General features: G+C 65.4%; 21 protein-coding genes. 8 read left to right on the top strand and 13 right to left on the bottom strand.

What is annotated here, in order from left to right:
• Window positions 1–52: 52 nt before the first annotated feature.
• Genes ACSBM8_RS10015 through ACSBM8_RS10025 form a run of 3 tightly spaced genes read left to right on the top strand, consistent with a single transcriptional unit; the run spans window position 53 to window position 2534 of the window.
• Entirely contained in the window at window positions 53–1096 is a 1044-nt protein-coding gene (locus ACSBM8_RS10015) for a cysteine desulfurase family protein (protein WP_442677893.1), read from the top strand.
• Entirely contained in the window at window positions 1093–2205 is a 1113-nt protein-coding gene (locus tag ACSBM8_RS10020; RefSeq protein WP_442677894.1) for a cysteine desulfurase family protein, read from the top strand. Before ACSBM8_RS10015 ends, ACSBM8_RS10020 begins: the two co-directional genes overlap by 4 nt.
• Window positions 2202–2534, top strand: a complete 333-nt coding sequence (locus tag ACSBM8_RS10025; RefSeq protein WP_442677895.1) for a 2Fe-2S iron-sulfur cluster-binding protein — start codon at window positions 2202–2204, stop codon at window positions 2532–2534. Before ACSBM8_RS10020 ends, ACSBM8_RS10025 begins: the two co-directional genes overlap by 4 nt.
• Here the strand turns inward: ACSBM8_RS10025 and ACSBM8_RS10030 are convergent.
• The 3 genes from ACSBM8_RS10030 to mutS are packed head-to-tail and all read right to left on the bottom strand — an operon-like array spanning window position 2531 to window position 8273.
• Window positions 2531–5323, bottom strand: coding sequence for a [protein-PII] uridylyltransferase (locus ACSBM8_RS10030; protein ID WP_442677896.1), 2793 nt, complete (start codon window positions 5321–5323; stop codon window positions 2531–2533). The genes ACSBM8_RS10025 and ACSBM8_RS10030 overlap by 4 nt on opposite strands.
• A 55-nt stretch (window positions 5324–5378) precedes the next feature.
• On the bottom strand, window positions 5379–5663 hold the full coding sequence (locus tag ACSBM8_RS10035) for a hypothetical protein (protein ID WP_442677897.1): 285 nt from the start codon (window positions 5661–5663) through the stop codon (window positions 5379–5381).
• Window positions 5664–5696: 33 nt separating this feature from the next.
• Window positions 5697–8273, bottom strand: coding sequence for a DNA mismatch repair protein MutS (mutS, locus tag ACSBM8_RS10040; protein ID WP_442681550.1), 2577 nt, complete (start codon window positions 8271–8273; stop codon window positions 5697–5699).
• Between the two features lie 101 nt (window positions 8274–8374).
• Between mutS and ACSBM8_RS10045 the strand changes: the two genes are divergently transcribed.
• Window positions 8375–8581, top strand: a complete 207-nt coding sequence (locus ACSBM8_RS10045; RefSeq protein ID WP_442677898.1) for a hypothetical protein — start codon at window positions 8375–8377, stop codon at window positions 8579–8581.
• 3 nt (window positions 8582–8584) lie between these two features.
• Here ACSBM8_RS10045 and ACSBM8_RS10050 read toward each other — a convergent pair whose 3' ends face one another.
• The 5 genes from ACSBM8_RS10050 to petA form a co-directional block, all read right to left on the bottom strand.
• Window positions 8585–8875, bottom strand: a complete 291-nt coding sequence (locus tag ACSBM8_RS10050; protein WP_442677899.1) for a DUF1244 domain-containing protein — start codon at window positions 8873–8875, stop codon at window positions 8585–8587.
• A 128-nt stretch (window positions 8876–9003) separates the two neighbouring features.
• Window positions 9004–9168 (bottom strand): hypothetical protein, encoded by a 165-nt coding sequence (locus tag ACSBM8_RS10055; protein WP_442677900.1) that lies wholly within the window; start codon window positions 9166–9168, stop codon window positions 9004–9006.
• Between the two features lie 16 nt (window positions 9169–9184).
• Window positions 9185–10027: a cytochrome c1 gene (locus ACSBM8_RS10060; protein ID WP_442677901.1), complete on the bottom strand. Its 843-nt coding sequence runs from the start codon at window positions 10025–10027 to the stop codon at window positions 9185–9187.
• Window positions 10028–10048: 21 nt separating this feature from the next.
• Window positions 10049–11338: a cytochrome b gene (locus ACSBM8_RS10065; RefSeq protein WP_442677902.1), complete on the bottom strand. Its 1290-nt coding sequence runs from the start codon at window positions 11336–11338 to the stop codon at window positions 10049–10051.
• An 11-nt stretch (window positions 11339–11349) separates the two neighbouring features.
• Window positions 11350–11943: a ubiquinol-cytochrome c reductase iron-sulfur subunit gene (gene petA / locus ACSBM8_RS10070; RefSeq protein ID WP_442681551.1), complete on the bottom strand. Its 594-nt coding sequence runs from the start codon at window positions 11941–11943 to the stop codon at window positions 11350–11352.
• Between the two features lie 176 nt (window positions 11944–12119).
• Between petA and hemF the strand changes: the two genes are divergently transcribed.
• Both hemF and ACSBM8_RS10080 read left to right on the top strand, forming a co-directional pair.
• Window positions 12120–12965 (top strand): oxygen-dependent coproporphyrinogen oxidase, encoded by an 846-nt coding sequence (hemF, locus tag ACSBM8_RS10075; RefSeq protein ID WP_442677903.1) that lies wholly within the window; start codon window positions 12120–12122, stop codon window positions 12963–12965.
• A gap of 4 nt (window positions 12966–12969) precedes the next feature.
• Window positions 12970–13560, top strand: a complete 591-nt coding sequence (locus ACSBM8_RS10080) for a GNAT family N-acetyltransferase (RefSeq protein WP_442677904.1) — start codon at window positions 12970–12972, stop codon at window positions 13558–13560.
• Here ACSBM8_RS10080 and ACSBM8_RS10085 read toward each other — a convergent pair.
• Complete coding sequence (locus ACSBM8_RS10085; protein WP_442677905.1) at window positions 13530–14348, bottom strand: hypothetical protein; 819 nt, start codon at window positions 14346–14348, stop codon at window positions 13530–13532. The genes ACSBM8_RS10080 and ACSBM8_RS10085 overlap by 31 nt on opposite strands.
• 103 nt (window positions 14349–14451) lie before the next feature.
• Here ACSBM8_RS10085 and lipB point away from each other — a divergent pair, with 103 nt between their 5' ends.
• Both lipB and ACSBM8_RS10095 read left to right on the top strand, forming a co-directional pair.
• The gene (lipB, locus tag ACSBM8_RS10090; protein ID WP_442677906.1) at window positions 14452–15120 is read left to right on the top strand and encodes a lipoyl(octanoyl) transferase LipB; all 669 of its coding nucleotides are present in this window, start codon (window positions 14452–14454) and stop codon (window positions 15118–15120) included.
• A gap of 87 nt (window positions 15121–15207) precedes the next feature.
• On the top strand, window positions 15208–15453 hold the full coding sequence (locus ACSBM8_RS10095; protein WP_442677907.1) for a hypothetical protein: 246 nt from the start codon (window positions 15208–15210) through the stop codon (window positions 15451–15453).
• A 62-nt stretch (window positions 15454–15515) separates the two neighbouring features.
• On the opposite strand, the gene ACSBM8_RS10100 is transcribed toward ACSBM8_RS10095, so the two are convergent.
• The 4 genes from ACSBM8_RS10100 to addB form a co-directional block, all read right to left on the bottom strand.
• Entirely contained in the window at window positions 15516–16763 is a 1248-nt protein-coding gene (locus ACSBM8_RS10100) for a L,D-transpeptidase family protein (RefSeq protein ID WP_442677908.1), read from the bottom strand.
• A 139-nt stretch (window positions 16764–16902) separates the two neighbouring features.
• Window positions 16903–17229, bottom strand: coding sequence for a thioredoxin (gene trxA, locus ACSBM8_RS10105; RefSeq protein ID WP_442677909.1), 327 nt, complete (start codon window positions 17227–17229; stop codon window positions 16903–16905).
• 53 nt (window positions 17230–17282) lie between these two features.
• On the bottom strand, window positions 17283–20708 hold the full coding sequence (addA, locus tag ACSBM8_RS10110) for a double-strand break repair helicase AddA (RefSeq protein ID WP_442677910.1): 3426 nt from the start codon (window positions 20706–20708) through the stop codon (window positions 17283–17285).
• The gene (gene addB / locus ACSBM8_RS10115) at window positions 20705–23656 is read right to left on the bottom strand and encodes a double-strand break repair protein AddB (RefSeq protein ID WP_442677911.1); all 2952 of its coding nucleotides are present in this window, start codon (window positions 23654–23656) and stop codon (window positions 20705–20707) included. Before addB ends, addA begins: the two co-directional genes overlap by 4 nt.
• Window positions 23657–23680: the final 24 nt, after the last annotated feature.

The following is a 23680-nucleotide window of genomic DNA, read 5'->3' on the forward strand; positions in this document are numbered from 1 at the left end:
GAGCCTATATAGAAAAGGCCAGAGATGGCGCAATCACGGAGAATTTGTCGTCTTGACCCCTCGCATCTATCTGGATCACGCCGCAGCGACGCCGATCCTGCCGGCAGCGCGGGAGGCGATGCTGGACGCGATGGGGCGTTGGGCCAATTCCTCGTCGCCCCACGCGGAAGGCCGTGCCGCCCGCAGCGCGTTGGAATCGGCGCGGGTCAGGATCAAGGACGCGCTGGGCTGGCCGCATGAACTGATCTTCACCAGCGGTGCGAGCGAGGCGGCCGCGCTGGCACTCGGCCGGGCCACGCGTCGGCGGCTCGCGATCGCCGCGATCGAGCATGACGCCGTTCGCAGAAGCGCGATCGAGGCGCCGTCGCTCGCGGTCGACCATCGGGGCCTCGTCGATCCCGCTACCATCCCGCACGATGCCGTGGTGGCGATCCAGACCGTCAACAGTGAAACTGGGGTGATCCAGCCGAGCGACCGGATCGCCGAAGCCGCCCGTGCGTTTAACAGCTTGTGGCTGGCAGATGCAGCTCAGTCGGCCGGCAAGCTCCCCCTGCCCGATGCCGACATGATCATCGTCTCGTCGCACAAATTGGGCGGCCCTCCCGGCATCGGCGCCCTACTTGTCAAGGACTTGGCGACGCTCTCTCCCACAGGGGGCCAGGAAAAGGGGTATCGGGCGGGAACTGAAAATCTACCGGCCGCGATCGGCTTTGCCGCCGCGCTGACGCAACGGCCCAGTCGCGCGCCGCTCGACCGGCTACGCCGCCTGCTTGATGAGGGCGTTGCTCAGGCCGGTGGCAGCATCGTCGCGGCGGATAGCCCCCGCTTGGCGGAAATAGCCTCCTATCGCCTCCCCGGCGTTGCCGCGGCGGCGCAATTGATCAGGTTGGATATGGCTGGAATTGCTGTGTCCGCTGGCAGCGCCTGCTCCTCCGGCACTTTGAAAGCCAGCCCGGTGTTGCGCGCCATGGGATGGCCCGAAGAGGCAGCGCGCGAAGTCATTCGCGTCAGCCTGGCACCGCAAACGACGGAAGCGGACGTGATGCAATTCCTGCAAATCTGGTCCGGCATGGCGGCGGGGCAACGCGCGGCATGATCTATCTTGATTATCAGGCGACGACCCCGCTGGCGCCGGAGGCCCGCGCCGCGATGTTGCCCTGGCTGGAAAAATTCGGGAATCCGCACTCGCCGCATCGCGCCGGGCGTGAAGCCGCCGCCGCGGTGGACGTTGCCAGGTCGCAGGTTGCGACAACGCTTGGCGACGGCCGTGCCGAAGGCAGCCTGGTCTTTACCTCGGGCGCGACCGAAGCCGCCAATTGGGCGCTTCAGGGCGCCTTTTCGTGGGGCGCGCGCCGGAAGATCGTCACCATCGCGACGGAACATGCCTGCATTCTCGACACTGCGCGATGGCTCGAACGTCGCGGAATGGAGCTTATGATCCTTCCCGTGAACCCAAACGGGCTGGTCGATCTCGATCACGCCGCCGCGGCGATCGACGATCGGACCGCGCTGGTGGCTGCGATGCAGGTGAATAATGAGATCGGCGTCCTCCAGCCGATCGCGCAGCTATCGGCGCTCGCGCGCGGCGCCGGCGCCCTGTTCTTCTGCGATGCCGTACAGGGCTTCGGCCGGGTCGATTTGTCGTTGGACGCTTGCGACCTAGTCGCAATATCGTCGCATAAGTTATACGGACCAAAGGGAATTGGCGCATTGTGGATGCGGCCCGGGCTGAATTGGCCGCCGTTGCTGCATGGCGGCGGCCAACAAGATGGCTTACGGTCCGGAACGCTCAGTCCGATGCTCTGTGCCGGCTTTGGTGCGGCAGCCCAGATTGCAGGACAATTACGGGCGGAGGATCATCGGCATATCAACCATTTGGCGGACGCCGCCGAGCGAGCGTTTCAGGATTGGACACTGAATGGGGATCGGGAGGCGCGCTATCGCGGCAACCTCAATCTGCGTCGTCCCGGAATAGATGCGGGCCGGCTCATCTCGGATGTGCGTGGCGTCGCGTTTTCGGCTGGATCGGCTTGCGCGAGCGGATCGGGCCGCCCGAGCCATGTCCTGCAGGCCCTCGGCCTTGACGACACGGAGGCCCGCTCCTCTATTCGTCTCGGTTTTGGTCGCTACACGACGATCCAAGATATTGAAACGGCGTCGGCTTTAATAAACGATGCCGTCGCTGCGCAGCTGGAGTGGGCATGAAAATCAGGTTTGTTTCTGCCAATAGCGATACGGTTCATGAAGTAGAGGCGCAGCCGGGCGACCGTTTGCTGGATGTCGCCCAGGCGGACGGGCAGCCGCTGGAGGGTACATGCGAAGGTCAGATGGCCTGTTCGACCTGCCACGTGATCGTCGCGGAGGAGGATTTCGCGAAGCTGTCGCCGGCCAGTGCCGACGAAGACGATCTGCTCGACCTCGCCGCCCATGTCACTCGTACCAGCCGCCTCGCCTGCCAGATCGTCCTGGAAGACGGGTGGAACAGCCTGACCGTGCGCATTCCTTCGGAAGCGCGCGACATGCAGGGCCGTTAGCTCGACGCTGCCGCCGGCCGTCGCTCGCGAGCGCGTTCCACGGCTTGTTCCTGCTCTGGCCCCGCCGCTTCCAGCAACAGCCGCTCCATCGTGCGCAGCCGCCCGGTCGTCTCAATCTTGTCACCGATCAGGTCGGTGACATAGAAAACGTCGATCGCTCGCTCCCCATAGGTGGCGATATGAGCCGAATGGATGGTCACCTTGGCCTGGAACAGGGCGCGGGCCAGCGCATATAATAAGGCAGGCCGGTCGCCTGCATTGACCTCCACCACCGTGTAGCGGTTCGACGCATTGTTATCGACCAGCACGTTGGGCACGGTCTCGAAGGCGTGCGCGCGTGTCCGTGGCGCCGGCTTGGCGGCCAGCCGCGTCGCCATCTGGTTGCGCGCCGCCAGCGCATCCTCGATGCTGCGCGCAAGCCGCTCCAGCCGATGCGGGTCATCGAACGCCTGGCCGAAGGGGTCCTGCACCAGGAAATTGTCGACCGCCATGCCGTCGCGCGTCGTGTGGATGCGCGCATCGATAATGTTGCCGCCGGCGAGATGAATCGCTCCCGCGATCCGGTAGAACAGGCCCGGATGATCGCCGGCGTAGATGGTCACGAGCGTGGCGCCGCGCTGGGTATCGGGCTGCGCGACGATCGACAGCGGATTGCCGGCCGCATCGGCCGCGGCGATCTGGCGGGCGTTGCGTTCCAGAATATCGCCGCCTTCGGCGACCCAGTAGCTTTCCGGGAAACGCTTGGTGAACATCTCGAACAGATCCTGCGGCCAGCCCAGCTGACGCTGCAGCTCGGTACGCTTCAGCGCGACGCGTTCGCCGCGCCCGCGCTGCTTGTGTCCCAGCCGGAGCACTTCCTCCGCAGCATCGTAGAGGTCGGTCAGTAACTGGCGCTTCCAGCCATTCCAGACACCAGGCCCGACCGCGCGGATGTCGACGATCGTCAGCGCCAGCAAGAGGCGCAAACGCTCCGGACTTTGGACGATCGCGGTGAAATCCAGGATCGTCTTGAAATCCGACAGGTCGCGCTTGAATGCGGTCGCCGACATCAACAAGTGATAGCGCACCAGCCACGCCACCGTTTCCGTCTCGGCCGCGCTCATGCCGAGCCGCGGGCACAATTTCTCCGCAACCTCCGCGCCCAGCACCGAATGATCGCCGCCCCGCCCCTTGGCGATGTCGTGGAGCAGCACCGATACATAGAGCGCGCGCCGCGACACGATCTGCTTGAACATCTTCGATACGACCGGATGATCTTCCGCCAGTTCGCCCTTTTCGATGCGCGACAGCAGGCCGATCGCGCGCAGCGAATGCTCATCGACCGTGTAATGATGATACATATCGAACTGCATCTGCGCGACCACGCGCCCGAAATCGGGCATGAAACGGCCGAAAATACCCGCTTCGTTCATCCATCGCAGCACGCGCTCAGGCGTCCTGGGGGACGTCAGAACCTCAAGAAACAGCGCATTGGCGCGTGGATCCACGCGTAATTTCGGGTCGATCAGCCGTGCATCGCGCCCCGCCTGACGCATCGTCAGCGGGTGAATCTCCAGCCCGTGGCGGTCGGCAAGCGCGAAAAGATTGATCAATTGACTGGGATCAGCCGCAAAAAACTGGTCGTCGGGCGCCTTAAGACGCCCCCGGTCGAGCAGAAATCCGTCCAGTTTGCGGGGCCGGCGCTGGATATGCGGCAGCCCGAAGCGGCGTCCGCGGCTCGCAAATTCCTCATCCAGATGCGCCAGGAAGACGGCAGTCAGGTCCCCCACTTCCTTTGCGGTGAGGAAATAATGGCGCATGAACCGCTCGACCGCGCTGCTGCCGGGGCGGTCGGCATAATGCATCCGGACCGCAATTTCGGCCTGGACGTCGAAGGTCAGCCGATCCTCGGCGCGACGCGCCAGAATATGGAGATGGCAGCGCACCGCCCACAGGAAATTTTCCGCGCGACGAAAGCGCCGCAGCTCCGCCGCCGTGAACAATCCCTTGTCAACGAGCTCCGCGACATTGCTGACCTTATGGACATATTTGCCGATCCAGAAGAGCGTATGGAGATCGCGCAGACCGCCCTTCCCCTCCTTCAAATTGGGTTCGACCACGTAGCGGCTATCGCCCATCCGCTCGTGGCGGGCGGTGCGTTCGAGCAATTTGTTGGTCACGAAGGCGCGTCCGGTGCCGCTCTGCACCTCCCGGTCGAACCGCGCCGCCGCCTCCTCGTACAGCAGTACATCGCCCCAGACGTAGCGCGCTTCCAGCTGGGCGGTGCAGATCGTCAGGTCGCTCTTGCTCATACGAACCATGTCGTCGAGCGAGCGGCTGGAATGACCCACTTTCAGCCCGAGATCCCACAACATGTAGAGGATTGATTCGATGACCTGTTCGACCCATCCCGTCTGCTTCCAGGGCGTGAGAAAGCCGATATCGATATCGGAATGAAGCGCCATCTCGCCGCGGCCATAACCGCCGACCGCGGTCAGCGTGATCCGCTCGCTCTTGGTGGGGTGATTGTTCGGATAGAGGCGTTGCACCGTGAAATCGAAGCACAGCCGCAGCAATTGATCGGTCAGAAAGGCGTAGGAGGCCGCGATCTCGGCACCTCGACTGGGATGCTGCGTCAGCCTTCGTGCGATTTCGGCGCGGCCGCCTTCGAGCGCATTGCGTAGAAGCGGCGTTGCCGCGGCACGCAGCCCGGCCGCGTCACTACCCTCCAGAGCAGCAAGGGCATCAGCCAGTCCGCGGCGATCGATGATCGCGCGGCGTTGGGGCAAAGCTTCGAAACGGGTGGCCATAGACAGGAGAGATAGAGACTGATCGTCGTCGCGTCATCACTTCAGCCGCAGAAGGCTAGCCGTTGGTGGTCGCCAAGACGACGATCGATCCGATCAGTGTCGCCAGGCCCAACAGGAAGATGCGATCCGCCCATTTCTCAATAACTTCACCCCGATTGTCATGACGGATCGCGAGATAAGAGAGGAGGCAGCTTGCGGCCAGGCAGATTGCGGCGACCCAGGCGATCTCATCGGCGAAATTGGTGGAAGCGACATGGCTTAAATTCAGGCCCGCGATGATGACGAGCGCGATCCCAAGCAAGTTCGACGCGGCGTTCAAGATATGGGACGGTCGCTTCATGCGCGGCGTGGTGATCCTATCGCCATTGCCCGATCATGAACCGGCTTCGGCCGCTATCTCCCGCAGGCGGTAGAGGATTTCCAACGCCTCCCGCGGCGACAGCGCGTCGACATCGAACGTCGCCAACGCCTCTCGCAGCGGATCGGCACGCGCCTCTTCCGCAACGGCGGCCGCGGCAAAGAGCGGGAGATCGTCGAGCCCCGCGGCCAATCCACCGGTCGCGGCCCGCCCCGCCTCCAACCGCTTGAGGACCTCCTTGGCACGCGCGACCACCTGCGGGGAGAGCCCCGCCAGCCGGGCCACGGCAAGGCCGTAGCTGCGATCGGCAGGCCCAGGGGCGACTTCGTGCAGCAGCACCAATTCGCCTTTCCACTCGCGCGCCCGCACATGATGCAGGCTCAGTGCGTCCAGCCGCTCGGCCAGCCGGGTCAGCTCATGATAATGAGTCGCGAACAGGCAGCGGCATTTGTTGCCGTCATGAACCGCTTCGACCACCGCCCAGGCAATCGCCAGCCCGTCGTAGGTAGAGGTACCGCGGCCGACCTCATCCAGAATCACGAAGCTCCGCTCGGTCGCCTGCGCCAGGATCGCCGCCGTTTCGACCATTTCGACCATGAAGGTGGAGCGGCCGCGCGCGAGATTGTCGGATGCGCCGACACGGCTGAACAGCCGATCGCACAATCCCAGGGTCGCGGTCGCCGCCGGTACGAAACTTCCGGCCTGCGCCAGGATCAGCAAGGCCGCATTCTGGCGCAGAAAGGTCGACTTGCCGCCCATGTTGGGACCGGTCACCAGCCAGAGCCGGTCCTCGCCCCCCAGCCGACAATCATTGGCGACAAAGCGCCCGCCCGAGACCGCGACCGCGCTCTCGACGACCGGATGACGACCCTCGGTCACTTCCAGGCAGGGATGATCGACCACGACTGGGCGGCACCAACCACCCTCGGCGGCGCGCTCCGCCAGCCCGGCCGCGACGTCGAGGCGGGCCAGCGCATCCGCGGCCATGGCGATCTCCCGCGCGCGATCCAGCGTGCGCGCGATCAATTCTTCGAGATGCGCCGCCTCCGCGGCAAGCGCATGACTGCCCGCCTGCCCGACTTCGCTGGCATGATCATGCAGTTCCGGCGCATTGAACCGCACCACCCCGGCCAGCGTCTGGCGGTGGGTGAAGCCGGATTCGGCGCGCATCAGCGGATCCGCCGCCTTGGCCGGCACCTCGACATGGAAGCCCAGCACATTGTTGTGGCGGATTTTCAGCTGCGAAATGCCCGTCGAGGCACGATAGCGCGCTTCCAGCGCGGCGATAGCGCGCCGCCCTTCCCCACCGCGCGCCCGCAACGCATCCAAGGCGGGGTCGTAGCCTTCCGCAATATAGCCGCCCTGGGCGGCATCGATCGGCGGCGCCGGTACGATCGCGCGCTGCAGCCGCTCGACCAAAGCGCCATGGCCCACAAAGGCGGGTAGCAGCGTGTCCAGCAGGGTCAGGCGCGGCGCGGCGCGCAGCAATTCATGCAAGCGGGACGCCTCGTCGAGCCCGTCACGCAACTGACCGAGATCGCGCGGACTGCCCCGGCCCGCCGCCAGCCGGCCGAGCGCCCGGCCGATGTCGGGCAAGGCACGTAGCGTCGCGCGGAGACGCGCACGCAGATCAGGATCGTCATGGAGAAAAGCGACGAGATCCAGCCGCGCCTCGATCGCTGCACGGTCCGTCAAAGGCGCAGCCAGATCGCTGCCGAGCAGGCGGGCACCGCCCCCGGTGACGGTGCGATCGATCGCATCCAGCAGACTGCCTTTGCGACTGCCGTTGGTAGCGCATACAATCTCCAGGCTTTCACGGGTCGCCGCGTCGATCATCATATGATCGGCCGCGGCACGGCGTATCGGCACCTGCAGGAACGGCATCGCGCCCTGCCCGGCGCGTTCGAGATAGGCGAGCAGGCCGCCTGCGGCGCTGAGTTCCGCGCGCCCAAAGTCGCCCCAGCCATCCAGCGTGGCGACGTTGAACAAGGCTTTCAGCCGGCGCTCCGCCGCATTGCTATCGAACCCGCCTGCGACCGTGAGGGGATAGGCGGCGGGCAGATCGAAACCATCCGGCACGATCACCTCGACCGGACCGAGCCGCGCCAGCTCCGCATCGAGCGCAGCCGGCGTCACGCTCGCAACTTCAAACCGTCCCGTCGAGATATCGGCCGCGGCCAGGCCTAGCAGCCCGCCGGCTTTGCCCACCGCGACCAGCCAATTGGCGGCGCGTGCATCGAGCAAGACCTCTTCGGTCAGCGTACCCGGGGTCACGATCCGGACGATCGCGCGGGCGACCAAGGTCTTGCCGCCGCGCTTCTTCGCCTGTTCGGGCGTCTCGATCTGCTCGGCGATCGCAACGCGATGGCCGCCCTTGATCAGGCGTGCCAGATAGGCCTCATGACTGTGCACGGGAACCCCGCACATCGGCACCGGCACACCGTCATGCTCGCCGCGGGCGGTCAGCGCGATATCGAGCGTTGCCGCCGCCGCCCTGGCGTCGTCGAAGAAAAGTTCGAAGAAGTCGCCCATGCGATAGAAAAGGAGGCAATCAGGCGCCTCCGCCTTCAGCGTCAAATATTGCGCCATCATGGGGGTGGGTTCGCTCACGCGGCGAGGCTTACAGGCTGGGGACCGGCAAACGGAAGGGACATTCGCTTGACCGGCCGCCCGGCAGCCATCAACTTGTGGATATGTCAGACTCAGCGACCGAAACGACGCTCACGATCCGCTTCACGGCCGATCAGATCGAGGCGATCGATGCCTGGATCGGGCGGAGCGCGGAGCCCAAGCCCAGCCGCGAGGAAGCGGTCCGCCAGCTTATCGTCGGCAGGCTGGGCGCGGACGGTCATCAGTCGACCGTGATTCCCGGCATGGTGACCGGCCGCGATATCGTCTGACCCTTAGCTGGGATTTCGCTTCAGGCTTTCTTCCATGCGCTGAAGCTGCTCGGGCGTGGCAGCCTGCTGGTGCTGCGCCTTCCACTCTGCATAAGGCATGCCATACACATATTCGCGGCCTTCCGCGTTCGTAAGCGCGTCGTGCGAGGCTTCCCCCAGCCAGTCGCCGAGGCAGTTGCGGCAGAAGCCCGCCAACCCCATCAGATCGACATTCTGCGCATCGGTGCGATGTTGAAGGTGGGCGACCAGCCTGCGGAAGGCGGCTGCAGCGGTGGCGTCATCGATATCGGTCATGGCAGCATTCCTACCAGATCCGCCGCCGCGGCGGGGTAAGTTTCGCGTTTTAAGTTGATAAACGGCGAGGCCGCCACCCCGAACGCGTGAACAGGCCCAGGGATTGCGAGCGACGACAACGCGGCGTGTTAGGGCCAGGTCCAGATCAGGACGTTTCCCAGCAGCACCAGGGCCGCAACGACCATCAAAACGCCGCGCAGCTTTTCAGGTCGCTTGGCGATGGTCCAGCCGCCCCCCAGCGCGAGCGCCAGGACTGCGAGCATCGAAATGGAAAGAAGCGCCGGCTCGGTCACCCTGCCGACGCCCCCATCAATGCTTCTTGCCGCGCCAGATGTTGCGATAGGCACCGTAAGCGAAGGCGGTCGCCAGCAGCAGGTAGCCGAGCACAACCAGGCCCCAGCGATGGCGATTTTCCAGCTTCGGCTCGGCGGCCCACATCAGGAAGGCAGACACGTCCTGCCCCATCTGATCGACCGTCGGCTTCGTGCCATCGGTGTAGGTCACCTGACCATCGGCGACGAGCGGCGGCGGCATCGCGATATTCAGGTTCGCGAAATAGGGATTATAATGCAGCCCGGTCGGCGTCTTGGCGTCGGGGAACTTCTTGAGAAGTTCGGCCGGCTGGGGCTCATAGCCCACGACGATCGAGTGAATATAATGGGCGCCGCCCTCACGGGCCTTGGCCAGCAAGGACATGTCCGGCGGCAGCGCGTTGTTGTTTGCAGCGCGCGCAGCCGTCTCGTTCGCATAAGGTGACGGGAAATAGTCGCTCGGGATCGCCTTGCGCGTGGCCGGCTCACCCGTATCCGGATTGATCGAAGGCACCTCGACCGCCCACTGCTTGGCGATTGCCTTCACTTCCGGCTTGGAGAAGCCGATTTCTTCCAGATCGCGGAAGGCAACCATCTTCATCGAATGGCAGGCGGAGCAGACTTCCTTGTACACCTGGAAGCCACGCTGAAGCTGCGGCCGATCATAATGGCCAAGCGGTCCATCGAACGAAAAGGAGACGGGCTTCGGTTCACGATGAAATTCGTGCGCGGCAGATTCCACCGCCGCTTCGCGCGGCGTGGTCAGGAAGCCCCAGGCCAGGGCAAGCACAAAGCCCAAGCCAACAATGGGAGCGATCAAGGGTCCGAAAAAGCGGAGCATGTTCTTATCTTTCCCCCGGGCTCAGGCTGTGTGCACGCCGATGGGCGCGGCTTCAGCCTGCTCGCCATGCAAGACCGACTCGGAGATCGAGTTGGGCAAGGGCTTCGGCTTTTCGAAGTGCGAGACAATCGGCAGAATGATGAGGAAGTGCGAGAAATAGTAAGCGGCGCACAGCTGGCTGAGCGTCACCACCGTCGCCGTCGGTTCCGCCTGGCCGAGATAGCCGAGCACGAACACGTCGGCCACCAGCACCCAGAAGAACCAGCGGTACATCGGGCGATAGTTGGTCGAACGGACCGGCGAGCGATCGATCCACGGCAGGAAGAACAGCAGCAGGATCGAGCCGAACATAGCGACCACGCCCCACAGCTTCGCCGGGACAAACAGGAAGTTGCCGGTGAACGCCTTCAGGATCGCGTAGAAGGGCAGGAAATACCATTCCGGCACGATGTGCGCCGGCGTGGAGAGCGAGTTGGCCTGGATGTAATTGTCCGGGTGACCGAGCAGGTTCGGCCAGAAGAAGAGCAGGCTCGCGAAGACGATCAAGAACACGCCCACGCCGAAGCCGTCCTTGGCCGTATAATAAGGGTGGAACGGCACCGTATCCTGCGGCCCCTTCACGTCGACGCCGGTCGGGTTGTTCGAACCCGGAATGTGCAGCGCCCAAATGTGGAGGATGATCACGCCGGCGATCACGAACGGCAGCAGATAGTGAAGCGAGAAGAAGCGGTTCAACGCGGCATTGTCCGGCGCGAAGCCGCCCAGCAGCCAAGTGTGGATCGGATCGCCGATGATGGGAATCGCCGAGAAGAAGCCGGTGATGACCTGCGCGCCCCAGAAGCTCATCTGACCCCACGGCAGGACATAGCCCATGAAGGCGGTCGCCATCATGAGGAGGAAGATGACCACGCCAAGCAGCCACACCATTTCACGCGGCGCCTTGTAGGATCCGTAATAGAGACCGCGGAAGATGTGGATATACACCACGATGAAGAACATGCTGGCGCCGTTCATATGCATGTAGCGCAGCAGCCAGCCGGAATTCACGTCGCGCATGATGCCTTCGACCGAGGCGAAGGCGAGTTCCGAGCTGGACGCATAATGCATTGCCAGCACGATGCCGGAGACGATCTGGATGGTGAGCGCGAGGCCCGCCAGCACACCGAAATTCCAGAAATAATTGAGGTTGCGCGGCACCGGGTAGCCCGCGCCGACGGCATTATAGACGAGCCGCGGCAGAGGCAGCTTTTCGTCCATCCACTTGGTGAAGCCGTGCTTCGGCTCGTAATTCGCAGCCCAGGGGAAGCTCATTCGTCTCTACCTCAACCGATCTGGACGATGGATGCCGACTTGAACGCATATTCCGGCACATGCAGGTTCGTCGGCGCCGGACCCTTACGGATACGCCCGGCGGTGTCATATTGCGAGCCGTGGCAGGGGCAGAAATAGCCGCCGAAATCGCCACGATTCTCACCCGGCGTGATTCCCAGCGGGACGCACCCGAGGTGCGTGCAGACCGCCATCGTGATCAGCCAGTTTTCCTTGCCCGGCTTGGTACGCTGCGCGAGCGTCTGGGGATCGCGCAAGGAAGAGGTCGGCACGGCATTGGCCTCGCTGACTTCCTTCGCCGTCAGACGACGCACGAACACCGGCTGCTTGCGCCAGGCGACCTTGATGCCGGAGCCTTCCTCGATCTTGGAGATATCCACTTCGATCGACGCCAGCGCCAGCACGTCGGCCGACGGATTCATCTGATTGATGAAGGGAACCACGACGGCAACCGCGCCGACGCCGGCGAAGCTGACCGCCGCAATATTCAGGAAGTCACGACGACGGGGCCCTGCCCCTACATCCTCCTCCGCCCCGATGACCGGGGGGTGCTGATTGGGATCGTCAACATAATCGGACGCCGCCATTCGCGAGAAACCCTCTGCTTTGAACCCTGTTTGCCGCGCGACGGACGTCGCGACGCCCGCCTGAAATACGGCCAGTTGAGCGCTGATAGACGTCAAGCCCGGCTTTTGCCAAGCGTCGTTTGCGCATCTACATGCTGGCTCGTCTTTGCAACCTCACCGAGGCCACGGCTCACACCATGAATGAACCGCAAGAAATCGTGCTCGATACCGAGCAGCAGCAGGCGCGCAACTGGTTCGAAGCGCTCAGGAATCGCATCTGTGGCGCCTTTGAAGCGATTGAGCGGGAGGCCGGTAGCGACGCCGCTTTCACCTATACGCCCTGGCGACGGGAGGGCGGCGGCGGCGGTGTCCGCGGGCTGATCAAAGGCCGCGTTTTTGAAAAGGCCGGCGTCAATGTGTCGACAGTGGGCGGGCAATTCGCCCCGGAATTCGCCCATACCATCCATGGCGCCGACGAAGATCCCCGTTTTTTTGCGACCGGCATCAGCCTGGTCGCGCATATGGCCAATCCGCACGTGCCGGCGGTTCATATGAACTGCCGTTTTCTGGTGACGACCAAGCGCTGGTTCGGCGGTGGCGCCGATCTCAACCCGCCGCTGCCGTATCAGGTGGATACGGAGGACTTCCACCAGGCCTTTCGCACGGCATGCGATGCCCATCCCGGTGCGGGCGATTATCCGCGTTATTCGAAATGGGCAGAGGATTATTTCTACATCCCGCATCGCAAGGTGCATCGCGGCGTCGGCGGGATCTTCTTCGATCATCTCGAAGGCGATTTCGCGACGAATTTCGCGTTCGTGAAGGATGTGGGCGAGGCGTTTGTCGACATCTTTCCGCGGCTGGTGCGCCGGCGGATGGGGGCGGCGTGGACCGAAGAGGATCGCGCGGCCATGCTCGCCTTCCGCGGCCGCTATGCCGAATTCAACCTGGTCTATGACCGCGGCACCCTGTTCGGCCTGAAGACCGGCGGCGATGTCGATGCCATTCTGATGAGCCTGCCGCCCGTCGCAACATGGGCCTAGCCTGATGTTGACCGCCGTGAAGCGGGGCGAGATCGCCGCCGTGGTGACGTCGCTGGAGATGCGCGAGGCGCCCCGCCCGCGCCCGCTGCCCGCCTCGCCCTTGCGGCTGGTGCGGTGGCATGCACCCGGCGCGGATGCCTATCGCACCTTGTTCCGGCGAATCGGGGCGCCATGGCTATGGTTCTCCCGTCTCCTGCTCAGCGATGAGGCACTGCTGGCGATCCTGCGCGATCCGGCCGTGGAGGTGAGCGCGGTGGTGGATCGCACCGGCGTCGAGATCGGCCTGCTCGAACTGGATTTCCGCGTCGCGGGCAGTTGTGAGATCGGCTTTTTCGGGCTGGTGCCGGAACTTGCCGGCAAGGGGCATGGGCGGTGGCTGATGGCGCAGGCGCTGGCCATTGGCTGGAGCCATCCGATCACCCGGATGTGGGTCCATACCTGCACATTGGACCACCCATCCGCCCTGGGTTTTTATCGGGCGCAAGGGTTCCGCCCGTTCGCGCGGGCGGTAGAAATGTTCGCCGACCCGCGGCTGCTGGATATCTTGCCGCGCGACGCGGCGCCTCACATACCTTTGATCGACCCGTCCAGCTGACGGTAGATGCCGGCGGCGAGCAGGTTGAGGCCGACACCGGCAAGGCAGGCAACGCCGCGACCGAGCACCGCATTCAGCGCCATCGTCACATCCGGTGCCCCGACGATCCGGCCGAGACCGGCAAAGGCCGCCCCCAATACCCCCAGGATCGCGGTCGTGACGACCAGCGCGCCCACCAGATAGATGGCGACCGTACCGACGATGGGCCAGAAAGCGCGCCCGCTCATCGCCCAACTCTCCCGCAGCGCGGCGACCGGGCCGATGTGGCGGCTGACAATCGTGGGGCTCAGCAGCAAAAGACGAATGCCGATGAGCAAGGCAAAGCCGATCGCCATTCCGCCGGCAAGGGCACCGACCCCCGGAGAGAGAAGACGGGCCAGGCCCGCGACCACGCTCAGCACGATCATCAACAGGATCGCACCAAGCAGAACCAGAAGTTGCGCGCCGATCAGGATGGGAATCCTGCGGAAGGCGAGCGTGATCGCCTCTCGCACGCTGATGCCGGACACGAGTGCCAGCGCGTTGATCGCCAGTCCGCCAATGTTGTTGAGCAAAAACAATAGCAGCATGACCGGCAGGAGCCAGCTCATCACTTGCGCCATTGCTGCGGGATTTTGCGGCTGAAGCGCAGCCTTCAGCACCCCATCCATCCATTGCGGGACCATCAGATCCAGCACCAGCGGCGGAAAGGCCATGAATGTGAAGGCGACCGGCAGGATCAGCCGCCATTCGCGCGCGACAACGCCCTGCGCCCAGCGGTAGGCATGTTCGATCGAAAACGGCTTCACCCATCAGTCTCCTGTTCGCGGCGGCTTATCGTCGGGCGCCACGGCAAAGGCAATCGAGCGCGCGCTTGCACCCGCACCGGCGCAGCGCCACATGGAGCCACCGATGACAATGCATGATGACCAAATCGAGTGGCGGATTTCGCCCGGCCTGACCGACTATTCCCAGGCGCTGGCCGAGATGGAGGCACGTGCCGCCGCCATCCGCGAGGGGAATGCGCCCGAGCTGATCTGGCTGCTGGAACATCCGCCGTTGATCACGCGCGGCACCAGTGCCGCCAGCGACGAACTGCTGGAGCCCGGCCGTTTCCCCGTCCATGATGCCGGGCGCGGTGGCCGCTACACCTATCATGGCCCGGGGCAACGGGTCGGCTATGTCCTGCTCGACCTGGACGCACGCGGGCGCGACGTGCGCCGCTATGTGGCCAGCCTGGAGGCATGGCTGATCGGCGCGTTGGGCCGACTGGAGGTTGAGGCGCGGGCCATTCCCGGCCGGATCGGTATCTGGGTTGACGACGCACAGGGCCGCGAAGCGAAGATCGGCGCGATCGGCGTACGCGTCAAAAGGTGGGTGACGTTTCACGGCTTCTCGCTGAACGTCGATCCCGACCTGTCGCATTTCAACGCAATCGTTCCGTGCGGAATCGCTGAATACCCGGTCACCAGCCTTGCCGCATTGCAGCGGAATTGTGGGCAAGCCGCCGTAGATGCGGCGCTTCGTACAGGATTACCCGAATTTCTTCAGATGCTTGTGCCCTGCCGCATTCGGCCTTGAGGCATCGTCACATTGTGGTAAGGTCGCGCTTGATTTGGGTAATGGTCAACAAAACCCAGTCCAAATCGAATTTCTAGGGAGTCTGACATGCGAGACATCATCAAGAAGACCACTGCGGTTGCAATGGTCGCGGCAGCGACATTGGCGCTTTCGGCCTGCAAGAACGAGACGACCAACACCACGGAAAACGTGTCGATGACCGACATGAACGCCGAAGGTAGCATGAACGACATGGCTGCGACCGACATGAACAGCGGCATGACCGCTGACATGAATGCCGGCGCGATGGCCGACAACAGCATGATGGGCGACAACACTTCCAACATGGAGTGATAGCCTAGCTCAGCTAGCGAGAAGGGCCGCCTGTTGGGCGGCCCTTTTTTTATGTCCGACGGTCAGTTCGACGCGACCTCGATCGGCTTGCCGGGGAGCGATTTGTCCGGGGCAGACTTTCCGCCGAGGCCGGCGAGCACGCGGGCATCATAGCCATAAGGATCGCCGTAGGTGGCGACCGTGCCGCCTTCCTCCACGTCGGCGGTGAAATAGACGATATAGACCGGCCAGGTCTGCGGCAGGTGCAACGTCGCCGTGCGCGAGCGGGCCAATGCCTGATCCAACGCGGAATCGTCGCCGCCCTGGCTCATCAATTCCGCGGCCAGCCGATCAATGTCCTTCACCCGGACGCAGCCGTGCGACAAAGCCCGCTCGCTGCGCGCAAAGGCCGACTTGGCGTTGGTATCGTGAAGATAGATCGCCTGATTGTTGGCGAGGTTGAACTTGATCTTGCCGAGGGCATTGCGCGGCCCCGGCGGCTGAACCACCGAATAGCCGCCGCCGGCGCTGGCCTTGTAGATATAGCCACCGCGGCCCGGACGCAGGTTGGATGTCTTGATGATGCTGCGCGGGACATACCAGGACGGGTTCACCACGAGCGATCCGGTCGGACTGACCATTTGCGGCGTCGGGGTGCTGCGGGCGCCGACAACCACGTCGTAGGAGGAGAGCTGCACGCCATCCTGCACGACCTTCAACTGATAGCTCGGTACATTGACGTAGAGATAATCGGTCGCGATCGACCGCGGCATCCAGCGCCAGCGCTCCATGTTGACGCGCAGGCGATCGCGATCTGCCCCCGAGGCATCGGCCAGTGCCGCCTTCAGCGCTTGATAGCGCTCATCGGACGGGAGCAGAGCCGTGAAAAATTCGTCGAGCTTGCGCGCATCGACGGCAGCCGCCAATCGCGCGGGGAGTTGCGCGCGCTCATCGGCCGAACGATCGATCATCCACTGCATATTGCCGCGATCGGCGACCCGGCCGAAATAATAATCATTGGCGAGCGCGAGGGCGGATCGGGTTGCAAGCGCATCCAGCGCCGGGCCCTGCCCGTCCGCGGCGGCGCGACGCAATTCGGCGGCCCCATAATCGGCCGGGTTCAATCCTTCGGCGCGCGATGCCTCAATCGCATTGATCAATTGCCCGAGCGCGGCAGACGACCAGCGCCCTGCGGCTTGCTCGGCGGTCGCCGGTTCGGGCTCCGCCGCCATGCCAGGCGCGGCCGCCGTGAAAGGCACGATCAGGGCTGCCGCGCTGGCCGCCGCGATCCAACCTGGAACTAGATACCACCGGCGCGAATTACTCCGCATTGAACACTCCCTGATTTTATAGAGTGTCAACGCTTAATTTGATCCGCCGATCCCCCCGTTTCGGATTGTCAATAACAAAAATTAAAAAGCCGGCGACCGTTCCGCCGCCGGCCTTGTTATTTGCCCGTTTTGTCGCTGGCTAAGCGGAGAGCGAGGACTCAAGCCATCCCTTGAGCTGGCTCTTGGGCGCTGCGCCAACCTTCGTCGCGGCCGGAGCGCCGCCCTTGAACAGGATCATCGTCGGGATGCCGCGCACGCCGTAACGGCCAGGCGCATCGGGATTTTCATCGATGTTGAGTTTCACGATGCTGACCTTGTCGCCCAGCTCGTCCGAAAGCTCTTCCAACGCCGGGCCGATCTGACGGCACGGACCGCACCATTCCGCCCAGAAATCGACGAGAACCGGACCTTCGGCCTTCAGTACGTCATTTTCCCAGGAAGTATCGGTGATCTTCTTCGTCGCCATGGCGCAATCTCCATCATTCGTTGTGCAGGATGTAGGCAGCCGCCCCGCCCCGCTCAACCAGCATCACTAAGCAATTGCTCGCTACCCGGATAGCCGGGCTTGTTGGCCGCCAACATCGCGGGCGGCAATTCGATCAGCGCCGGGCCGGACGTGTAGAGCAGCGCAGCGCGGACCGGCCGATCGGGAAAGATCGTTGCCAGCGCAGCGGCGTAGGCGGCCATCTGCCGAATATGCTGGGGCGGGATCGTCGCCAGGCTGGAGGGGATATGCCGCCCCGTCTTGAAATCGACGAGCAGGATCTGATCGGGGGCGACGAGCAGACGATCGACCGTCCCGGCGACGACGAGCCCGTTGGCCAATACCGCAGCGATCGGCGCTTCGGCCAGGGCGTCGGGCGCGAACAGCGGTGCGTAAGCGGGATCCGCGATGATCGCGCAGACGGATTGCACAAGCGCCTGGCGCTCGGCCGGATCCGTGATGTCGGCCGAGCGTGCAAGCCAATGCTCGCCCGCACTGGCCCTTTCCGTCGCCGCGATGCCGGGCAACCGTTCGAACAAGGCGTGCAACAGGCGCCCCCGCGCCGCCGCCGCGATCAGCGCTGTGCCGGCAGGCGGTTCGGCCAGACGATCCTCCCCCAACGAGGATGGTGCCAGCGGCCGCGGCGGTCGGCTTTCCTGCGGCGCCAGGCGCGTCAGCCAAGCGGGGAGCGGCGGATCGGCCACGATCCGACGCGGGTTGGTCCGGACGGCCTGCCCCTGCTCCCCACCCGCATAGCGGCGCGCCGCACCCCAGCGTTCGTCGCTCTCTTCCGACGCACCCACCGCCGCGAGCGCACGGTCCAGCTCCGCATACCAGCTTTCCGCCGGCGCCTGCCCCCGCGCGCGCGGTCCGAGTGCGCCGCCGATCACCAATTGCTCCTCGGCACGCGTGACCGCGACGTAGAGGAGCCGCCAATGTTCCTCGCGCTCTCGCCGCTCGGTCTCGGCCAGCGTCTGCGCCAGCGATCCGGCAAGCTCGGCCTTGCGTGGCCGAAACACGGGAAGCTTGTCCTCGCCTTCCGCCAGCGGCCAATGGATGGTGCTGGCGCGCGAGGCATCGGGATCCCCGGCGGCATCTGCCAGGATCACGAGCGGTGCCTGCAGGCCCTTGGCGCCATGCACGGTCATGACCCGGACCGCATCGAGCGGGGCCGAGGGATCGCGCGTCACTTCCACCTCATCCCGGTCGAACCAGTCGAGGAAGCGTTGCAGGGTGGGCGTGGCTTCGCTCTCGAACAGCAAGGCGGCGTTGAGCAATTCCTCGATCGGATCGCGCGCCTCCCGGCCCAGTCGGCGCATCAGCTTGCGCCGGCCGTCGAGCATGCCCGACAGGATATTCTCAAGGAATTGATAGGGTGTCGTGAGATCGGCGCGCGCGAGCAAATGGCGCAGTCCAAGCGCGGCTGGATGATCGCCGAGCGCGCTCCACAGGCTGCCGCTGCGACCGAAGCCAACCGCGTACAGTTCGTCCTGCGTGAGCCCAAACAGAGGCGACACCAGCAGATTGGCCAGGTTGAGATCGTCCTCGGGCTGCAGGACGAAACGGATCGCCGCCATCAGATCGCGCACCGCCAGCGGCGCGTTGAGACGCAGGCGATCGACCCCGGCGACCGGCACGCTTTCGGCATGAAGGCGCGCGACGATGAGCGACGCCAGATCGCCGCGCTTGCGAACGAGGATCAGCACATCTTCCGGCCGCAGAGCGCGACCCCGCCCGGCCAGCCAGAGGGGTTGATCGAGCCAGGCGCGAACCTGCCCGGCGAGCCTGGTCGCAAAGTCGCGCGCGGCATCGTCAATCCAGCCTTCTTCGCCCTCGTCGTCGGCGGGGGCGCCGGCGGCGAGCGCGACGGGCTTCCACAAGGTGACGGTGCCGGGCAGATTGGCGCGCGCGCTGCGATGCGGCTCCGCTTTATCGAGCAGGCCTAACCGCTCCGTACCAAGCTGATCGACCAGCTGATCGACGACCGCCAGGATCGGCGGCGTCGACCGGAAGGAGCGGTCCAGCGACAGCAGCTCCAGTTCACGCCGCCCCTCCTCGGCCGCGCGGGCGAAATGGCGGCGGGCAGCCGCAAATGCCATCGGATCTGTGCCCTGGAAGCCGAAGATGGCCTGCTTGAAATCGCCGACCGAAAAGATTGTGCGGACCTGCTGCGACTCCGGCTCTTCGGCGAAAAATTCCTCCGCCAGCGCGCGCACGATGCGCCATTGCGCGACATTGGTGTCCTGGCCCTCGTCGACCAGAATATGATCGGTGCCCCGATCCAGCTTGTAGCGGATCCATGGGCCGATCCCCGGCTCCTCCAGCAAGCGGGTGGCCAGCCGGATGAGATCGTCGAAATCGACAGCGCCCCGTGCCCGCTTCGCCGCCGCATAGGCGCGCGAATAGGCCTGGCCGGCGCGCAGACCGGCGGCAAGCAGTGCGGCGAGCTCCGCCCGCGCGCGCAACCCCAGCAGATGTTCGACGGCCGCCGCGAGCTGCGCGCAATTGCCGTCATGGCCGGGATCGCATCCCAGCAGCTTGGCCGTGAAGGCACGGGGTTCGCCGGACTTGGTGCGCGCAACGCCGATCAACGCCTCCAGCAACCCCGCGCGCGAGCCCGCCTCCGCCGCGAGAAAGGCCGCCCCGATATCGGCATGCTCGAGGCCCGTCTTGGTGCCCCAGGCGCGGTTGGCGTCGATCACGCGGCGCAATGTCGCGCAATCGAACCGGTCATCGGCACAGGCCTGCGCGATCGCGGTTTCGACATCGCCCAGCGGCACGCCCAGCGCGATGCGGACGCGCGCCTCGACGCCCTGACGCGGCCCCAACGCGTCAAGTGCATCCGGCGCGCGGGCGCAGAGCGCCAGATAGCGTTCCGCCTTTTCTTCCCCCAGGCGCCGACTGAGTTTCTGAATATCGTCAATCAGGCCGAGATCGCCGCCGCGTTCGGCCGCAACCACCAATTCGCCGAGCGTCGCCCGTGCCAAGGCCGCTTCGGCGCGACCTTCGAGCGGACGAAAGCCCGGCGTGAGTCCCGCCTCCGTGGGAAAACCGGCAAGCAGGGTCTGACAGAAAGCGTGGATGGTCTGGATGCGGAGACCGCCGCCTGGCGCGTCGAGCACGCGCGCGAACAGCCGCCGCGCCGTGCGCACCGCCGCATCGTCATTGGGTTCGGACAGCGCATGCAGCTCGCGCCGAAGATCCGGGTCCGACATGCGCACCCAGGCGGCGAGCCGCCCCTGGATCCGCTCTGCCATCTCGGCCGCGCCCGCCTTGGTGAAGGTGAGACACAGGATCGTCTCCGGCAGGGCACCCTTGAGCAGGAGGCGCAAGACCCGCGCGGTCAGCACGTGCGTCTTGCCGGTGCCGGCCGATGCCGACAGCCAGACCTGGCTGCGTGGATGCGAGGCGGCCTTCTGTGCGCCCTCCAGGGGCTTCAGCGGCGCCAGGCGCTGGCTCATGCCCCCTCCTCCCCCGCCGCCGCACGACCATACCATTCGTCGAGCCGCATCAGCTGGTCATAATCGCCATAAGGCGCGTGTTCCGGATGGAGCTTGGCGGTGAAGCGCGCATCGCCCTTCAGATAGTCATCGACCGCGCCGGTCAGTACGTGCACGGCCAGGTTGGTGAAATCGGCGGGGTCTATCCCCTCGCCCTTGCTGTTCAGGCCGACCGGGCTGGCCCGATAACCCAGCTTGCCGTCCTTCGCGGCGAGCGACCAATATTCGAAGACCGAAGGAATGCCCGACACCCCCTCGAACCCGTTGCGTTCGGCGATCAGGCCGAGCAGGCCCAGCTGCATCGAATAGCCCTCCGCCACGGCGCGCTTGGAGGGGGGCTTGCCGGTCTTCCAGTCGACCACCGCCAGCGTACCGTCGGCGAGGCGATCGATCCGGTCGACCGTGCCCTCCAGCCGGATGCCGCCCGCATCGATCACCCCTTTGCGTTCGGCGAGGATCGGGCGGCGACCGGCGCGCAGGCCATCGCTGACCTCCTGCGCCACCCACTCGATCGCCTCCAGCAGGCGCGGCGTCCAAAGCGCGCGCAGCACCGGATGCGTCGCGGTTTCGGCCAGCAACCGCTCAGCACGGGTGCGCAAGCGCGTGGGATCGCAATCATCCTCCTTGATCCACGCTTCGAAAATGGCGTGAACCGCGCTGCCGCGCCACGCGGCGCTGGGATCCGCGTCGACGCCATCCCAGGCCCGCAGGCGCAACATGGCATCGGCGTAGAAAGCGAAGGGATCGGCCTTCAGCCGGTCAAGCTTGGTCACCGCCAGCCGGGTCGGCCGATCGGCGATAGGAGGACGCGGCGCCGGCCGCGCGGCGGGCGTGAAATCGTGCGGCCGATCCAGGCTGGCGGCCCATCGTTCCAGAGTGCGGGGCGGGGCGATGCCGCCCGTCATTGCTACCAGCCGTAGCCAGAAGCGCGAGGCGACGGCCGGCGCGCGCGCGTCACGCCGGGCGCGCGTCAAAAGCACCTCCGGGCCGCCGAGCCCGGCCGCAAATTGTTGCGCTTCAAGACCGATCCGCCGTTCCAGCCCGGGCAGGCCAAGAGCGGCGCGGATCGCCGGCGCCAGCCACGGATCGGGCGCGGGCAAAGACGGCCAGACGCCTTCGTTCAACCCGCCGAGGATGACGAGATCGGTCTGCTGCAGCCGCGCCTCGATCAATCCCCAGATGAAGATGCGCGGATGGCCGCCCTGGGGCGGGCGTACCGCCACCGCGTCGGCCAGCACCTGAAAGAAAGCCGGAAAGGTCCCCGGATCGATCGTGCGCGGGCCTTCGTCCGCACCGGCCTGCAAGCGCGAGATTAGATCAGAGGCGGCACGACCGGCTGGGCGGCCCCACGCCGCATCGCCCGCAAGCGTGGTCGCGGCAGCGGCGATCGCACCGACGAGATCAGCCAGCCGCGCGGACGCAGCCGCGAAGGCCCGCTCCAGCGGTTCCAGCAGCGGCAGCACACCTTGCCACCAGTCGAGCGCGGCTGTCCGGATGCGCGCCGTCCGCGCATCGCCCTGGACAAGAAACTGCGTTATCGCCGACAGGCCGGGTCCGGGGCGTGGCCCCCGCAGCGCGCGATCGAGCAGACGGACGCCCTCCAGCCACGCCAAGCGATCCTCCTCCGCGCGCACGAGCGGATGTTTGAGCAGCGCCAGCAACGCCACGGGCGCGAACCCTTCCACCGCCGCATCGGCTATCGCCGCGAGCAAGGTTCCGGCGGGTGTGCGCGACAGCGGCCGCCCGGCCGAATCATCCGCCTCGATCCCCCAGCGTTGCAGATGTGCCGCCACCCGTCCCGCCAACGCCCGATCGGGGGTTACAAGCGCGGCGGTGCGGCCGGGCTGCTCCACGCTTTCCCGCAGCGCAATCGCGATGGCCTGCGCCTCGGCGGCCGGATTGGAGAGTTCGATCGCGCGCACCGCCGAGAGCCGGCGCGCACGTGCCGGTAGGGCTTGCCACTTGTCGGTGAATGCGGCCGGCGCCATCGCATTGGATATGGCCCGCGCGCGATCGGACGAGGCTCCGTCGCGCCCGGCACGCCAGGGCCGAACCTCTGCCCGCGCGACGCCAATGCGATCGAGCAATTGTTTCAGGACATATTGGGGATGCGTTTCCAACGGACGCTGCCCCTCGCCCCCACCGAGCGCCTCCCACTCCGCCTCCGGCATCGTCCGATCGAGCCCTGCCAGCACGACGTGTCCGTGCGGCAAACGCGCGATCCGACGAAGGAGACCGGCCACGGCGGGTGCGGCCACCGTGATGCCGGCGGCAACGATCAAGCCTTCGGGGGGCTGCTCGCGCCAGCGCTGTTCGGTCTGCCGCAGCAGGCGGTTCCGCCGATCGGCAAGATCGATCCGATTGCGACGCGCCAGCTCTTCCGGCCATCGCCGCAGGACGACGTGCAGCAATTCCAGCGACGCCTGCCAATGGGCGGACAGTTCGGCCGGCACCGCATCCGCCAGACGTTCGGGCGCGATGTCCTCGACGATCATCTGGTCGATCGTGCGGGCGAGATCGGCGGCAAGCCGAACCGCCTCGACCGGCTGCACCGGATCGATCGGCCGTGCTTCTGCGATCAGCCGGGTAAGGATGAGCTGGCGCGCGAGCGGATCGATCGCAGGCGGAATCGCATCGTCGCCGGCGGGATCGAACAAGGGCCCGATCCGGTCGTCCAGCTCCGGGTCTCCAATCGACACCAGGCGCGGCAGCAACAGGCCGCCATCGGCGCGACGGACGAAGGCATCGGTGATCGCGCGCTGGGCACGATTGTTGGGCAGCAGGACGATCGCCCGCGCCAGTGCCAACCGATCGCCGCGCGCACGCGCCAGCAGCCCTGCCGCCAGCGCGTCGGCGAACCCGCGATTGATCGGAATGCTGTAGACGGAGGGATGCGGCGCGGAAGGCACAAGCGCGGATGTAGCAGAAGTTGC

Source organism: Sphingomonas sp. ASY06-1R, assembly GCF_052180265.1.
Taxonomy (GTDB): Bacteria; Pseudomonadota; Alphaproteobacteria; order Sphingomonadales; family Sphingomonadaceae; genus Sphingomonas_I.